Source organism: Acinetobacter sp. BWR-L5, assembly GCF_039655985.1.
GTDB lineage: Bacteria > Pseudomonadota > Gammaproteobacteria > Pseudomonadales > Moraxellaceae > Acinetobacter > Acinetobacter johnsonii.
The window spans coordinates 297,157-312,699 of record NZ_JAGFEV010000004.1; the positions used below are offsets into that span (position 1 = coordinate 297,157).

At 41.6% G+C, this 15,543-nt stretch carries 12 protein-coding genes and 1 pseudogene; 5 read left to right on the plus strand and 8 right to left on the minus strand.

The window, feature by feature from the left end; genetic code table 11:
• Window positions 1–79 precede the first annotated feature (79 nt).
• Window positions 80–1,874 (plus strand): annotated as a pseudogene (locus JZ787_RS09300) (ABC transporter ATP-binding protein).
• A gap of 53 nt (window positions 1,875–1,927) precedes the next feature.
• Here the strand turns inward: JZ787_RS09300 and pgsA are convergent.
• From pgsA to lpxO, 6 genes are all read right to left on the minus strand, one after another.
• Complete coding sequence (pgsA, locus tag JZ787_RS09305) at window positions 1,928–2,515, minus strand: CDP-diacylglycerol--glycerol-3-phosphate 3-phosphatidyltransferase (RefSeq protein WP_004692729.1); 588 nt, start codon at window positions 2,513–2,515, stop codon at window positions 1,928–1,930.
• Window positions 2,516–2,621: 106 nt separating this feature from the next.
• Entirely contained in the window at window positions 2,622–3,416 is a 795-nt protein-coding gene (locus JZ787_RS09310; RefSeq protein WP_183174664.1) for a thioesterase family protein, read from the minus strand.
• Window positions 3,417–3,529: 113 nt separating this feature from the next.
• Window positions 3,530–5,329 carry an excinuclease ABC subunit UvrC gene (gene uvrC / locus JZ787_RS09315; RefSeq protein WP_148826871.1) on the minus strand — a complete coding sequence of 600 codons (1,800 nt, stop codon included), beginning with the start codon at window positions 5,327–5,329 and terminating at the stop codon, window positions 3,530–3,532.
• A gap of 158 nt (window positions 5,330–5,487) precedes the next feature.
• Window positions 5,488–5,832, minus strand: coding sequence for a DUF2185 domain-containing protein (locus JZ787_RS09320; protein ID WP_346312174.1), 345 nt, complete (start codon window positions 5,830–5,832; stop codon window positions 5,488–5,490).
• 155 nt (window positions 5,833–5,987) lie between these two features.
• Window positions 5,988–6,395, minus strand: a complete 408-nt coding sequence (locus tag JZ787_RS09325) for a PH domain-containing protein (protein WP_010325754.1) — start codon at window positions 6,393–6,395, stop codon at window positions 5,988–5,990.
• 218 nt (window positions 6,396–6,613) lie between these two features.
• The gene (gene lpxO / locus JZ787_RS09330) at window positions 6,614–7,528 is read right to left on the minus strand and encodes a lipid A hydroxylase LpxO (protein WP_346312175.1); all 915 of its coding nucleotides are present in this window, start codon (window positions 7,526–7,528) and stop codon (window positions 6,614–6,616) included.
• Window positions 7,529–8,008: 480 nt separating this feature from the next.
• Here lpxO and fadB point away from each other — a divergent pair, with 480 nt between their 5' ends.
• The 3 genes from fadB to JZ787_RS09345 all read left to right on the plus strand — a co-directional run bounded on the left by fadB (window position 8,009) and on the right by JZ787_RS09345 (window position 13,015).
• Window positions 8,009–10,162 (plus strand): fatty acid oxidation complex subunit alpha FadB, encoded by a 2,154-nt coding sequence (fadB, locus tag JZ787_RS09335; RefSeq protein ID WP_346312176.1) that lies wholly within the window; start codon window positions 8,009–8,011, stop codon window positions 10,160–10,162.
• A 12-nt stretch (window positions 10,163–10,174) separates the two neighbouring features.
• A complete protein-coding gene (fadA, locus tag JZ787_RS09340; RefSeq protein WP_062035204.1) occupies window positions 10,175–11,347 on the plus strand; it encodes an acetyl-CoA C-acyltransferase FadA in 1,173 nt (390 codons plus the stop codon).
• Window positions 11,348–12,451: 1,104 nt separating this feature from the next.
• The gene (locus JZ787_RS09345; protein ID WP_346312177.1) at window positions 12,452–13,015 is read left to right on the plus strand and encodes a hypothetical protein; all 564 of its coding nucleotides are present in this window, start codon (window positions 12,452–12,454) and stop codon (window positions 13,013–13,015) included.
• 301 nt (window positions 13,016–13,316) lie between these two features.
• Here JZ787_RS09345 and tehB read toward each other — a convergent pair whose 3' ends face one another.
• Entirely contained in the window at window positions 13,317–14,183 is an 867-nt protein-coding gene (tehB, locus tag JZ787_RS09350; RefSeq protein WP_346312178.1) for an SAM-dependent methyltransferase TehB, read from the minus strand.
• A gap of 283 nt (window positions 14,184–14,466) precedes the next feature.
• On the opposite strand from tehB, the gene JZ787_RS09355 reads away from it, so the two are divergent.
• Entirely contained in the window at window positions 14,467–15,165 is a 699-nt protein-coding gene (locus JZ787_RS09355; protein ID WP_058868774.1) for a hypothetical protein, read from the plus strand.
• Between the two features lie 57 nt (window positions 15,166–15,222).
• On the opposite strand, the gene JZ787_RS09360 is transcribed toward JZ787_RS09355, so the two are convergent.
• A complete protein-coding gene (locus tag JZ787_RS09360) occupies window positions 15,223–15,495 on the minus strand; it encodes a hypothetical protein (protein WP_005400961.1) in 273 nt (90 codons plus the stop codon).
• Between the last annotated feature and the right edge of the window lie 48 nt (window positions 15,496–15,543).

The window sequence follows — 15,543 nt, forward strand, 5'->3', positions numbered from 1 at the left end:
TCAAAACAAAGTCACAGCTTGTCGCCTAGCATCCTTATGCATACACTCATGTGAACTTTCACAATAAAAAGAAGCATGTATGAACCTTTGGCAGTTGTTTCAAAAGCTTCGCCCCTTTGTCCGTCCCTATCGGATATTGGTGATTGCGACCTTGATCCTGACGCTGATTGGCTCCTTCACCGCGCAGGTCAATGCTCTAACTTTGCAATACGCCGTCGATAGTATCAACCGTCTGGTCGAACAAGGCCAAGGACTGACCGAAGGCCTCCATATTTTGATCACCATTTCTATGATTTTACTCAGTAAAGAAATCATCAGTGCCTTGGTGCAGTTTGGTCAAAAGTTTTATGGGGAAAAGCTCCGCATTCTGGTATCACAAGACTTGGCGCAAAGTATTATCGAAAAATTCCTTAGCTACCGTTTGGCTTTTTTTAATGCCGATCAAAACCAAGCGGGTAAGCTACAAACGCGAATTGACCGTGGCATTGGTTCACTGACCCGTCTGGTACAAATCTTTTTTATCGATATTTTGCCACTTTTTAGCAGTGGCACTGGGGCTGATGTACTATGCCAACTTCTACGTCGGTTTGGTGGCGACCAGTATTATCCCAATTTACTTTTGGCTGACCTTCCAACAAGCTAAGAAACTGGGCGGATGGCGGCGCAACCTGCGTGATGGCCGTGAAAAAAAGAGCCAAGGCATTCTCAGTATTATCCAGTCGATTAGCGTGATTAAGTCCTTTAACCGAGAGTCCATTGAATCGACTAAACAACTGAAACTACAAAAAGCACTGACCGATAACCAGATGCAAACGCGTCAACTCAGCTTTTTATTTGATGGCTTAAAGACCTTTATTGAACAAATCGGGATTGTGCTGATCATCATCCTCACGGCGTACTTTGTACTCGATGGACAAATGAGCATTGGCATGATCATGTTTCATATTTTGCTGTTTAATAATGTCTCTGCGCCAATTCGTTCATTGCACCGTATTTATGATGAAGTCAATGATGCAATGATTTACGCGGAAAGCTTTTTTAAAATTTTAGAAGCAGATGATGAAATCGAGCAAAGTGGTGCGCTCAAACCCACAATTCAGGGTAAATTCACCTTAAAGAATGTCGATTTTTTCTACCCCAATGGTCATCACGCATTAAAACAAATCGACATGGAAATTCGACCCAACAAAATCACGGCTTTGGTGGGCTTATCTGGTGCAGGAAAATCCACTTTAATTAGCCTATTAGATAAATTTTATCAGCCTGATGCAGGAAAAATTGAGCTCGATGGAATTGATTTACAAGACATCGACACCGCCTATTTACGCGATCACATTGGCCTCGTCTTACAGAAAAATCACATTTTCCAAGGCAGTATTTTAGACAATATTCGCTATGGAAAAATCAATGCCAGTGATGAAGAGGTCTATGCTGCCGCAGAAAAAGCCTCTATTCATGAACAAATTTTGCAGCTCCCCGCAGCTTACCAATCCGATGCACTGATGCTTTCAGGCGGGCAACAACAACGCATTGCGCTGGCACGGATGTTCCTCAAGAACCCACCGATTATTTTTCTCGATGAACCAACCGCCAGCCTCGATGCCATTGCTAGCGAGCAAATTAAACAGAACCTCGATGAGATTAAACAAGGGCGAACGGTGATTATTATTTCGCATAGTCTGTCGCAAATTATCGATGCCGATTATACCTATGTCATGAAGGAAGGCTGTATTGCTGAACATGGGGAACATGAAGCGCTGTACCGTCAGGATGGCGTCTATAAGGAAATTTTCGATGCCATGGCCAAGAGCCTCAATATTGAAAAAATTGCCAAGACTTTTGAAGATGATACTGAGGAAGAAACGCATAGCTAATGTATCTCAGGTACAAAAAAAGCTCCCGCAGGAGCTTTTTAAAAATCTAACAATCAAGGCTGTTTTAAATACGGCCAAGCTGCTTTGAGATAAATAAACATCGACCACAAAGTCAAAATTACTGCGGTATACAACAATGCATAAGCCAACATTTCAAGCGGCTGCCAATTCAGTAAGAACACGGTAATTGCAATCATTTGAAAAGCGGTTTTATATTTCCCAACCGTAGACACGGCTACATTGGTACGTGCACCTAACTCTGCCATCCATTCACGCAGTGCTGACACCGTAATTTCACGGGAAATAATTACAATCGCCGCAAATGCCATCGAAATTTCTGGTTTCCACTGCACCAACACGATCAGTGCTGCTGCCACCATCAATTTATCCGCAACAGGGTCTAAGAAACGCCCAAATGCAGAGGTCTGATTTAAAGTCCGCGCCAAATAACCATCGAACCAATCTGTCACCGCTGCAACGACAAAAATAGACGTCAACAAAATATGACGAGACATACTTACCGCTTGTTCAGCGATACCCATTACAGGGGGCCAATAGGCCACCAACAAAAAGACCGGAATTAAGGCAATACGCGCCAAGGTCAAGATATTAGGAATATTCAGGATGCGACCTGTAGTCATAAACACCGCCAGTTGTTTCCCTCATGTACGATGAAAATGCACACTTTTTTGAGGTTTAATCCATCGTTAATAGCGCCCACTTTATACGAATTGACCTAAGGTGTCACTAGGCAAACACGGTAACTGTTTGACGTGAAATTGCAATTAAACGATTCTGATCATCCCACAAATAGGCGGCTTCGGTAGAATATCCATCCGCAGCATATTGCGTTTCAACATGGTACTTCATCCAATCGTGTAACTGATTTTTCAGTGGATGCACATAGGTCAAATGCCATGTTAGCGAACTGGCAGGTGCCATACTTTTAAACATCGGTAGCACCCCTGGTGGCCAAATGTCCATCGACACCATAAGGTCGGCTACAGTCATGTCTCGATTTTCATGTAAGTCTGGATTAAAGCGATACCAGCCAGAAAAGTCAGGCTTTGGGCTGGCTGTACATGGATACTGCCCTGTCACCCAAACCATATCTAGCTGCTTAAAGCACTCAGGCGCAAGCGGATGATGCGGCGCTGTTGTCAGACCATCAACCGATGGAAACGCTGGTGCTACAGGTTCTTGATGCACATGGATACTCGATTCACGCTGTGTCCCGAAGCTTGCCACCAAAATGCTTTGAACTGCATCATCTTGCCATAAACGTACTTCCAAGGTCGTCACCGATTTGCCTTGACGTAGAATCTCGCTGGTTAAACGAACTTTGGCCTGTTGTACTGGGCCAACAAAAGTCACGCTACAACTGAGTAAATGCTTCGTGTCATCGGCAAGAGTCAACAATGCTTTTTGCATCATTAAACCTGCGACTAGTCCCCCATAGATCGTGCGTCCTTGTAACCAACCTGTAGGAATATCAATCCATTCTTGTTCTGCTAAAGCTTGATAACTGTGTTGAAGTGACATGTGGCATCCTTGTTTTAAATTCCGTCTATATCTTTACAACACAATTCAACCAATGTGAATGATCAATGACCCATGCGTCAATGAGCACTTTTGCCATCGCAGTAGGTGCGGTTCTATTCATGCAAGACTTTATAAATAGTACGGGCCATCACTTCACCCAAACCGGGGACTAGGGTTAAGTCTTTTTCGGAGGCTTTCAACACCCCTTGAATCCCACCAAAGTGCGTCAATAAATCGCGGCGGCGTTTCGGCCCCAACCCCGGAATCACTTCCAAAATCGATGAACCCCGCTTTTTATCACGTTTAGCTCGATGTTTAGTAATCGCAAAGCGATGCGCCTCATCACGTACCTGTTGAATCAAATGCAATGCTTTATGGTCTTCAGGCAACTGAATTTTAGTTCCATCGGTAAAGTGTAGGGTTTCAAGGCCCGGTTTACGCCCTTCACCTTTTGACACCCCAACCATAAAGGCCTCTAAACCCAGCTCTTGCATGACGTCCATCGCCATATGCAACTGCCCTTTGCCACCATCAATCAGCAATAAATCAGGCAGCATGGCTTTTTTGTAACGACGGGTCAGCGCTTGACGCATTGCGGCATAGTCATCACCCGCGGTAATGTCTTGAATTGAAAACTGACGATAATCGCGCTTACGAATGCCGCCACTGTCGAACACCACACACGAAGCCACGGTTTCTTCGCCCATGGTATGTGAGATGTCAAAACATTCGATCCGATCAATCGGACGCCCCACCACTTGTTCAAGTTGATGGAAACGCTCATTCAGTTCAAAGTGATTGGCCAATTGCCCTTTGATCGCATGCTGCACATTCATCTGTGCCAGCTCTAACCACTCTGCACGTGTCTCACGCACGCTATGTTTAATCTGTACTTTCTTATCAAACTGTTGTTGTAACGCTTGTTCCAGTTCTTTTCGATCGGGCAATTCGACATTTACAATCACCTCACTGGGTACTTCATCTGCCACTTGGAAATAAAAGTTCGCTATGAAGTCAGCCAGCATTTGCCCCAAACCCTCTCCGAGCATATCTGGAAAATAACTTTTTCCTCCGAGCATTTTCCCGTTGCGCACATGCATAATCTGCACACAGGTCACCCCCGCCTGATAGGCAATCGCTAAAATATCGGCTTCACCTTTGAGCTTATAAATAGCTTGTTGAGACTGGACATCCCGTAACAGTGCCATACGGTCACGGTAAAACACCGCTTTTTCAAATTCTAAGGCTTCGGCCGCTTGCTCCATTTTCGCAATCAGTTCTTGATTCAGCTCTTTGGTGTCCCCTTGTAAAAAACGAATCGAGTTATCGACATCATTTTTATACTCTTCAGGGCTAATAAGTCCTACACACGGTGCTGAACAACGCTTGATTTGATACTGCAAACAAGGACGCTTACGCTGTGAAAAATAGCTATTTTCACACTGGCGAACATTAAACAGTTTTTGCAAAACCAACAAAGTATCCCGTGCATTATAAGCACTCGGATACGGTCCAAAAAACTTCCCAACTTGGTGTTTGCCTTTGCCCCGACCTGATGCAATCCGTGGATAAGGTTTGTCGGCAGAGACAAAGATATACACATAGGATTTATCGTCCCTGAGCATGATGTTATAGGGTGGACGGTGCAGCTTAATCAGGTTTTGTTCAAGCAGCAGCGCTTCAGTTTCGGAACGAACGACTAAGGTTTCGATGTCATAAATACGCGCCACCAAAGCCTGCGTCTTCGGGTGCTCAATGGTTTTGACAAAATAACTGGAAACACGATTTTTTAAATTTTTCGCTTTGCCCACATACAGCAGTTCACCGTCTTTGCCGAGCATGCGATAAACGCCCGGCAGTGTGGTCATATTGGCTAAAATTTTTTCGATATGTTCTCGCGCGTTTTCGTTCACAGGGTTCCCTAATTTTCTCGGCTCGCCGTCAACTGTTCTGTGCAGGCTTAGCCTTTGATCTGTCTTTTAGATTGGGCAGGTCTGACGCATTTCAAGCTCATTGCTAGTGCGTTCAACCAGTCTGGCTGGCAAAAGACATTGATACTGAGATTGAAGGCTTATTCCAGATCCATCTCTTCAAAATCGATCCGTTCAAACACACCTTGTTCATTGCGGGCAAAGTGACTTCCCGCAGGCGCATTTAAGTGAGCAATGATGTCCGCATCATAGTTGGCAATCACATTGACCTCATAAAGGCCTAAATTTTCAGGGTCTTCAATATAGTCATCCCCTTCTTCACCCGATAAAAACACCCAACCACTTTCCTCACTAGATTGTGCTTCTTCACGGTACATGTAGGCCACTTTTAGGCCTTGCACCGTAATCATATCTGAAGCGATACAACTTCCCATATGCGGCACTAAAGTTTGAATTTGTGTCGGACTGAATTGATACGACTTCATAAGAATATCCTTCAACGGCAAGTAGACGTTTTGCATGTGGAGGTTTGTGGGATGAACAGAACTCAAGTTTATTTTACTTTAGTCTTCACGGCATATTTGAGCAAGGCTTTCACTCGCTTAGGCCCGTAAAGCATACAACTTGCCTAAGACTGTATTTATGACAATTTTAACGCAGCTTTAAACGCTACTTTATCTTTCGGTGACACCAAAATGGTTTTGGTTTGGCCCTCTTTTAAGTATTCAATCTTTAGACGATCTAAGGACAAGGCTGGTGAACTGATGGAATTATCTGTTTCAGAAACAGACTGTATCGCAGTCAAGGGAATGATCCATTTAAAACAGAGACTGCGAATTGTCAGTTGCTCCTGATCGACCACATAGCGGGTACTCCACAGCGGCCACCACAGTAAAACAATAGTCAAAGCATAGACCACAACGAACAAAAGATTTTGCATCAAAATGCCTTTGCCATAGGTGGTCAAAATCAATTGGGCTAACAGGCCTGACATGGCAATAATAAACCCCAAAAACCACCAGTCCATCTTAGAACGAAACTTTTGCACCTTGAAACCTCATGCTTTATCTAAGTTATAAGTTGCGATCTTAAAAATGACACAGATACGCGCTCATGTTGTTTTTAGTTTTAACTGGATAAAGCATAAAGCCATGCGTGGTTCGAATCCACTGTAAGCCTTGAAATAAATAGAAAAATCAAAAGGGCAGATAGGCTTCCCCTTTTCTGCCCAAATAAAAAAACGCCACTCAGGGCGTTTAATGTACTTTAAAACACATAAGGTCGAACAAAGATCAGGAAGAAAATTCCGAGCATCAGGAACCACTTTAAGAAGTAGTACAGTTGACGGTTGGTTTTCTTCAAAGCTTTGGCTTTGATCCGCACTTGATAGACATAACCAAAGACTTTATTCAGTCCACCCGTTTGGTCCCCTGCTTCATTTGGAGAGCTAGCAGCGGTCATCACTTTTTTACCAAACCAGTGATTGAAACGCTCCATAAAGCGTGTCTTTAATGGACGCTCGACATCGGCAAAGAAAATAATGCGGTTTTGATCGGTCTTATTTTCTGCATAGTGAATATAGGTTTCATCAAAGACCACACTTTGACCATCGCGCCATGAATAGCGCTGACCATCCACATCAATAAAGCAGCGGTCATCGTTCGGTGTGATCAGCCCCAAGTGATAACGCAATGAACCCGCATAAGGGTCACGGTGACGAACCAAACGGCTGTCTGGTGCCAGTTCGGTAAACATCGCAGCTTTAATGGTCGGCAAGGTTTTCAGCAATGCCGTCGTTTTTGGACAAAGTTCAGCGGCTGAAGGATGCGCAGAGTCATACCATTTCAGATAAAAACGCTTCCATCCTGTTTTGAAAAAGGAGTTAAACCCCAAATCATCATAACTGCTCGATGCTTTAATTCCGCCTTTTTCATATAAAGCTTTTGCTTCATCACGAATCATTTCCCAGTTTTCATCCAACACTTTTAAGTCTTGAAAATGCTGAGTGTCGATATACGGCTGATTCGGCACCTTTGAAAACATGTACATGAGATAGTTAATCGGTGCAAGAATCGTTGAATGATCGAAAAATTGACGATAAAACGAGTGACGAACCTTCCCACGTTGCTGAATATAAAGTGCAGAAAGAATAAAAATCGCCAGAATGATCCACTTAATCATATGAAAACCTGGAAACCAAAGAAAAACGAAATAACAGAAAAAGACCGGTATTCGGTCTAGACTGCAAATTGTAACATAGGCTGCAAAGTACGTCCTATTTCCAGCTTTTCATCACAAGTTTTCATTCTGTTTGGGTTTACCTGCAAGTGCAGCATTGACTAAATTGCCAAAATCGGCGCAAAGGTTGACTTGAAACATAAGGGCGCTGTCTAATCATTTTTTGAGCACTCATCCATAAAAAATCCTAAATGAAACAAAAACTTCACTCTATTTAGGCCGCATCATTCAAAAATACATCACGCAAGCACACGAAATAATTGAATAAAAATAGATGACCCTTGCGTCACGGCTTGATACAACTTGTTATGTTCTTTTTCGATATAGTTATCGTAAGATTGGCGGAGCATAGATGTACGTAGGAATGACGTACTCGCTTCACAACATCAACTTAGAAGTCCTCCAAAATAAAGGAGATCAGGCATGATCCACGCTGGCAATGCCATTACCGTCCAAATGCTTTCGGACGGAATTGCAGAATTCCGCTTTGACTTACAAGGTGAGTCGGTCAACAAATTTAACCGTGCAACGATTGAAGATTTTAAAGCTGCAATTGACGCTGTTAAAGCAAACGGTGACATCAAAGGCTTAATCGTTACTTCGGCTAAATCTACATTTATCGTTGGCGCAGATATTACTGAATTTGGTGCAAACTTCGCTCAAGGCGAACAAGCGATTGTGGATTGGGCATTGCCTGTTCACGACATCTTCAACGCGTTTGAAGATTTAGAGATTCCTAAAGTTGCAGCGATCAATGGTATGGCATTGGGCGGCGGCTTTGAAATGTGCCTCGTGTGTGACTATCGTGTGATGTCAGAAGCGGCTCAAGTCGGTCTTCCTGAAATCAAACTGGGCATCTTCCCTGGTTTCGGTGGTACGGTTCGTTTAAGCCGTCTAATTGGTATCGACAATGCAGTTGAATGGATGGCGATGGCTAATCCTAAAAAACCAGCTGCAGCACTGAAAGACGGTGCGGTTGATGCGGTTGTTGCTGCGGATAAACTACAAGACGCGGCAATTGACTTGGTTAAACAAGCCCTTGCTGGCCGTGTAGACTGGAAAGCAAAACGCCAAGAAAAACTTGACCCAGTTAAATTGAACCCAATCGAACAAATGATGGCGTTCAACTCGGCAAAAGGTGCGGTACTTGCAAAAGCAAATCCTGCGCAATACCCTGCGCCTAAACTTCTTCTTGACTCATTACAAGCAGGTGCAAGCCTTCCACGTAATGAAGCACTTCAAGCTGAAGCGGCTGGTTTTGCAAAAGCAGCCATTACACCACAAGCAAATGCGTTAATTGGTCTATTCATCAATGACCAAGTGGTGAAGAAAACTTCGAAGAAATATGAAAAAGGTGCGCACCCTGTCAACCAAGCGGCTGTATTAGGCGCGGGTATCATGGGTGGTGGTATTGCTTACCAAGCGGCAAGCAAAGGCACACCAATCATCATGAAAGACATTGGTAACCCGCAACTTGCTTTGGGTATGAAAGAAGCCAATGGCTTACTGACCAAACAAGTTGAACGTAAGAAGATGAAACCTGCTCAAATGGGTGAAACGCTTGCGCGCATCCGTCCAACTTTAAGCTATGACGAGTTTAAAGAAGTGGACATCGTGATTGAAGCAGTAACTGAAAATCCAAAAGTAAAAGGCATTGTACTTGCTGAAACTGAGAAGAATGTTCGTGATAACACGATCATTGCTTCAAATACTTCAACAATTTCAATCACACGTTTAGCTGAAAACCTACAACGTCCTGAAAACTTTGTCGGTATGCACTTCTTTAACCCAGTACACATGATGCCATTGGTAGAAGTGATCCGTGGTGAGAAGACTTCGGCTGAAGCGATTGCGACCACGGTTGTTCTTGCTCAGAAAATGGGTAAAACACCAATCGTAGTGAACGACTGCCCAGGTTTCCTTGTAAACCGCGTCTTGTTCCCTTACTTCGGTGCATTTGACCTTCTATTGAAAGACGGTGCTGACTTCCAACAAGTCGACAAAGTGATGGAGAAATTCGGCTGGCCTATGGGTCCTGCTTACTTGATCGACGTGGTGGGTATCGACACGGGTGTTCACGGTGCAGAAGTCATGGCTGAAGGTTTCCCTGACCGTATGAAGCCAGATTTCAAAGGCGCGACTTTAACCATGTACGAAAACAAACGTTTGGGTCAAAAGAACGACGTTGGTTTCTACAAATACGAACTTGACCGTAAGGGCAAAAAAGCCAAAGTGGTTGATCCAACTGCGTATGAACTTGTGGCTACTGTGGCAACTGCAGAAAAACGCGAGTTTGATGCTCAAGAAATCATTGACCGTATGATGCTGGCTTTCTGTAACGAAACTGTTCGTTGCCTAGAAGACAACATCGTTGCGACTGCTTCTGAAGCAGACATGGCGATGATTATGGGTGTAGGTTTCCCTCCATTCCGTGGTGGTCCATGCCGTTACATCGACCAAACAGGTGTTGCTGAATACGTTGCACTTTGCGACAAATACGCACACTTAGGTAAGGCTTATGAAGCGCCACAAATGTTGCGTGACATGGCTGCTAACAACAAAAAATTCTACGGTTAAGGAGCAACGTGAATGGCTACTTTAAATCCACGTGACGTTGTCATCGTTGATGGCGTACGTTCAGCAATGGGTAAAACCAAAAACGGTATGTTCCGCAATGTACGTGCTGACAGCTTATCGGCTGAATTGGTTCGTGCTTTAGTTGCTCGTAACCAGTTTGACACCAATGAAGTTGAAGACCTAATCTGGGGCTGTGTAAACCAGACTCTAGAACAAGGTATGAACATTGGCCGTAACATTGGTTTATTGGCTGACCTTCCAAAAACTGTGGCAGGTCAAACGGTTAACCGTCTTTGTGGTTCATCTATGCAAGCGCTGCACACGGCTGCTGCACAGATTGCAACCAACCAAGGTGATATCTTCATCATCGGTGGTGTAGAGCACATGGGTCACGTTGGGATGATGCACGGCATCGACCTCAACCCAGAAGCATCTAAGCACTATGCAAAAGCGTCTAACATGATGGGCTTAACGGCTGAAATGTTAGGTCGTATGAACGGCATTACGCGTGAAGAACAAGATGCGTTCGGTGTTGAGTCTCACCGCCGCGCTTGGGCTGCAACACAAGAAGGTCGTTTCAAAAATGAAATCGTGGGTGTTGAAGGTCATGATGCCAATGGCTTCAAAATCCTTTGCGATATCGACGAAGTGATTCGTCCAGATGCAAACCTTGAAGCATTCAAAGGTTTACGTCCTGTATTTGACCCGAAAGGCGGTACAGTAACAGCTGCGACTTCTTCAGCGTTGTCTGATGGTGCATCTGCAATGTTGTTGATGTCTGCTGAACGTGCTCAAGCTTTAGGTCTTAAGCCACGTGCTGTGATTCGCTCTATGGCGGTTGCAGGCTGTGATGCTGCAATCATGGGTTATGGTCCAGTACCTGCAACTCAAAAAGCGCTTAAACGTGCTGGCTTAACGATGGCGGATATCCAAACCATCGAGTTAAACGAAGCATTTGCTGCTCAAGGCTTATCAGTGATGAAAGGCTTAGGTGTTTATGAGAAGCAAGACATCATTAACTTAAATGGTGGTGCGATTGCACTGGGTCACCCATTGGGTTGTTCTGGTTCACGTATTACAACGACGTTGTTGAACGTGATGGAACAACAAGATACGCAAATCGGTCTTGCGACGATGTGTATCGGTTTGGGTCAAGGTATCGCGACCATTATCGAACGTGTTTAATTAAACACTAAGATATAAAAAAAATCCTCGCTTTATGCGAGGATTTTTTATATTATTTTCAATAAGCTATCTATGAATAGATTCATGGATTGTGTTTCGCAATCTGATTTCTAAGGGTCAGGTAATGAGCTAAAATTTATTATCTTCTTAGATATTTTCTTAATAGAAATTTTTTATACTTATTTGAGGCTTTCTTCTTTTCTTGGAGATTGCTTAGGTTATACGCCATAAGAGTTTTCACAGATAGCTTATTAATATGTCTTCAAATTTACAACTATTAAAACAATGCCAAAATAGACAGGATTTAGCTAATTTACTAATTCTTGATTATAAATTACTCTGTTTCACACTATACTCTCAGCCAATTCATAACAATTATAAGAAGGCAATTATATATAAAAAGAATGGTTCCCCTAGAGAAATTTTAGCACCAAATAAACAATTAAAATTTATACAGCAAAAATTAGCTTTGTTATTAAATGATATATTTGATGAAATAAACTTTCGAAAAACTCAGCTTTGTTATAGTTACCGAAAAGATTCCGAAAAAAATATGGTTTTCATGAAAATGCAAAATTACATACAAAATCAAAATTAGTCATCAATATAGATTTAGAAAATTTTTTTACAAACATAACATTTAGTCGAATTGTAGGTTTTTTTCATAAGAACAAAAACTTAAAAATAAATTATGATATTTGTATTGCTATCGCTCAGATCGCTTGTTATAGAGATCCTAATACAAGTGATAGCTATCTTCCACAAGGTAGTCCTTGTTCACCTATAATATCAAACTTTTTAGGTACTATCTTAGATGAACGTTTATTCAAACTTTCCAAAAGAAAAAAATTTATTTACTCAAGATATTCTGACGATCTAACTTTTTCGTTTACTACAAATTCAATTCCACAAGATATTGTTCAAAAAAATGGAAATATATGGACTCTAAATAAAACTCTTATAAACACTATAAATTCATGTCAATTTAAAATAAACAAAAATAAAATTATAATTAGAGATCAATACCAAAGGCAACAAGTTACTGGCTTAACAGTTAATAAAAAGGCAAACATTAATAAAAACTATTATAAATACACAAGAGCAATGATAGATAAATATTGTAAATCAGGGCTATATGAAAGATCTGCCTATCATTCCTTGGGTATTGATTTTAGTGAAAAATCATTAATTGGAATAGCGAATCATATTAAAAATATTAAGCAACTTGACTATTCCCACACTAACGCAATTGATAAAGATTTAGAACCATTACAAATTTACAAAAATTTAAAAGGTTTTAGTAAATCATACATAGAGCTATTATTTCACATTCATTTTGTACATCACTCCAAAATTAAAATTATCTGTGAGGGAAAAACTGACCCACAACACATTTACAACTACTTAAGAAATACGACACTATTTAAAAAAGATAATTTTGAATTAATTAGCTTTGAAAAACATTTAAAATCATTTTCCCAACCTTTGAAAATTTCAGGAGGTACTGGTGATTTATGTCATTTTATTAAAATTTATTTAGAAATATATAAGTCAGTAGATATCCCAAGATATCCAACAATTATTTTTGTAGACAATGATCCAGCTGGAAATAATGTTTTTAATTGTGCAAATAAAAATTCCAAAGATTACAAAGAAAAAAAATATTAAAAAACACTATAAGAACTGCACATGTGTATAAAAACCTGTATTTGGTTCAGCTCATAGGGCATTACCCTGGAATTGAATATCTTTATTCATCACATCTACTCGATGAAAAAATTGATGGAAAGATCTTCAATATTTCAAATGATGGGATAGAATCTAAAAGTGAGTACGGAAAATTTATCTTCTTTCACAGAATTATTAAACCATTAGGCAACAAAATATATTTAGGTAAATTTAGATATCTTTGTTTTAGCTTCTATCAAATAGCTAAAAATTTAAAAAAATAACTAACCTAGTCATACAATTATAAAACCCGCTGCGCCAACAACGTCGCAAAATGCTGCTTAATCCGATTGCCCTGCTTATCGACCCGATGCAGCTCCCCAACATTTTCATTGTATTTCACAATGTTCCAGCCATCGTATAGCGCACTTAACTCTCCGGCTTTAAACGCAAATGGAAAGTCAGGCTGTACAGGAATATCATCGGTATCCATCGCACAGATGATCAAGTTCAACCCGTTCACTTTGGTAGCTTGCTGCATCTGCGCAATCAATGGTTTCACCGTTGGCGCTTGCAAGAACATCATCACCACCGTACAGCAAATAAAGTCGTATGTACCTGTAATGCTTGGGTCAGCATTGAGGTCACGCTGTTGCAGATGAATCTTTTGAATACCTTCGGCATCTATAATCTGCTGTAGTTTTTGCAAACTTTGCGGATTCACATCCCAAGCATCCACCTCAAAGCCCTGCTGATTTAAATACAGACTGTTACGCCCTTGTCCACAGCCGACATCCAAAGCCCGACCACCGTGTAAATACGGCGTAGCCGCCAAAATTTCTGAGTGCGTAGGTGAAAGCTGATATTTCTTATTAAAATAATCCTGCGGAGTACAGTAAAACTGTAGTTGACACTCTATATCGTCACTGGTCGAAACAATTTTGTGCCATGCTTGCGGTTCAATAAACGGTGGCTGTTGCTCAGGGGTAAACAGATGTTCAGATTGCACTTGACCTGCCTCATCTAGAAAAGCAAAACTCAGCTCACCTTGATAAATCTTTAGCTTTGCCCACGTGCCTGCTTTGGTATTGTGTTGATTTTTAAACCCTTGCGGAATGGTCTGCGCAGTCCACACAGGCAGTTCTTTATAACAAATCAAGTCTTGCATCAGCCGATTCCCACCCTTGTTATGACGTATTCGCTAGTCCATACTTTTTATCAAGCTCTTACATGATCATATCCAGTTCCTACTCAAATGAACATTCATTCGTTGTCTAGAAACCGCAGATGGATAAGAAATAAAATCTGTCGCCCCCCTGTATTGAGCGGCTCATAGAGCTTTCATGACTTTAAACTTTTGAGCTTTGACGACTTTTTGAACATTTTAATGATAGGCTTAAAGACAATAAAAATTCAGCTTAGCTATATTTCAAATGATTCGGAGTCTATCGATGTTTGCATCACCTTTAAAAACCATCATTTGCTTAGGCGTCATGGGGACATTATTCACAGGCTGTGCCACAAAAACCCTGATGACCAAAGACAATAAAACCTATACCCGTACCAACAAAGTCACCTTGATTGAAGACCAAGTGGTGGCTTTTGGCAAACCTGCTCAGCCTCTGCCGAATTTACCTGCGCATAGTTTAGTGATTGCGGGGCAACAAAAAAGTTATGTCCTTACCCAAGGTGGACCTCAATTTGTCAGCTTGATTGGGAAACTGGAACCGAAAAATATTCAAGTGACCCGAGAACTGAGCTTCTACTCAGAAAAGAATGATGGTCATTTTACAGGGACACTGCCACTGTCTTATGTGAAGCTCAAAGAAGACATCAGTAAGAAAGATCTGGAATTTTTTATTGAAAATGGCGCGAAGGAATGTTCAAGTTCCAGTGATGAACGCATGTTTGCACAGCGTTTCTGTTTCGAGATCAAACTGGCAGGTGTAGTCTATCCTGCGGCGAACAATTTAGCCTCGTTAAAAGCCTTGAGTAAACCTTATCAGGTGAGCATTTATACCCATCAAGAGGAAAGTTATAAATCGAAGTCGGGTATGAATCCTTTTGAAAAATTAGTGTTACTGCCTTTTGCCGTCGCAATTGATGTGGTCAGTCTACCCTTCCAAGCGGCCGATAAAATTTTTGATTAAGACAATAAAAGCACAGCGCCTAGAACGAATCAGGCGCTGTGCTGTTTTGTGAAAGATTTAAATTAAGAGTTCGCCCATCAACCAAGCCATATACTTTTCTTTGTCCATAAAGTCAGGCGCGCTGCCCGTATCTAGACTGAAATACTGTTGGTTAAACTGAATCACGATTTGTTCGGTGTGGTGCCAGTCTTCGATCATTTTGAAATATTGGTTGAAGAAAAAACGATTCTTCCCCCAGTTGCTTAAACGTTCTAATTTTGGATAGTTTTTATTTTCTACAAACTCACTATACACATGCTGAATATCATCAAAAACGTGTATGGTTCTCATGACTCACCTGCCTGCACTGAAAAGTCGTCATCGTTGTGATGCTTTTAC

Coding starts and splice junctions, on each gene's coding strand:
- JZ787_RS09320 (WP_346312174.1), bottom strand. CDS start 5,832: ATGAAGTCGTATCAATTCAGTCCGACACAAATTCAAACTTTAGTGCCG.
- JZ787_RS09360 (WP_005400961.1), bottom strand. CDS start 15,495: ATGAGAACCATACACGTTTTTGATGATATTCAGCATGTGTATAGTGAG.
- JZ787_RS09345 (WP_346312177.1), top strand. CDS start 12,452: ATGATAGATAAATATTGTAAATCAGGGCTATATGAAAGATCTGCCTAT.
- fadA (WP_062035204.1), top strand. CDS start 10,175: ATGGCTACTTTAAATCCACGTGACGTTGTCATCGTTGATGGCGTACGT.
- JZ787_RS09310 (WP_183174664.1), bottom strand. CDS start 3,416: ATGTCACTTCAACACAGTTATCAAGCTTTAGCAGAACAAGAATGGATT.
- lpxO (WP_346312175.1), bottom strand. CDS start 7,528: ATGATTAAGTGGATCATTCTGGCGATTTTTATTCTTTCTGCACTTTAT.
- tehB (WP_346312178.1), bottom strand. CDS start 14,183: ATGCAAGACTTGATTTGTTATAAAGAACTGCCTGTGTGGACTGCGCAG.
- pgsA (WP_004692729.1), bottom strand. CDS start 2,515: ATGACTACAGGTCGCATCCTGAATATTCCTAATATCTTGACCTTGGCG.
- fadB (WP_346312176.1), top strand. CDS start 8,009: ATGATCCACGCTGGCAATGCCATTACCGTCCAAATGCTTTCGGACGGA.
- JZ787_RS09355 (WP_058868774.1), top strand. CDS start 14,467: ATGTTTGCATCACCTTTAAAAACCATCATTTGCTTAGGCGTCATGGGG.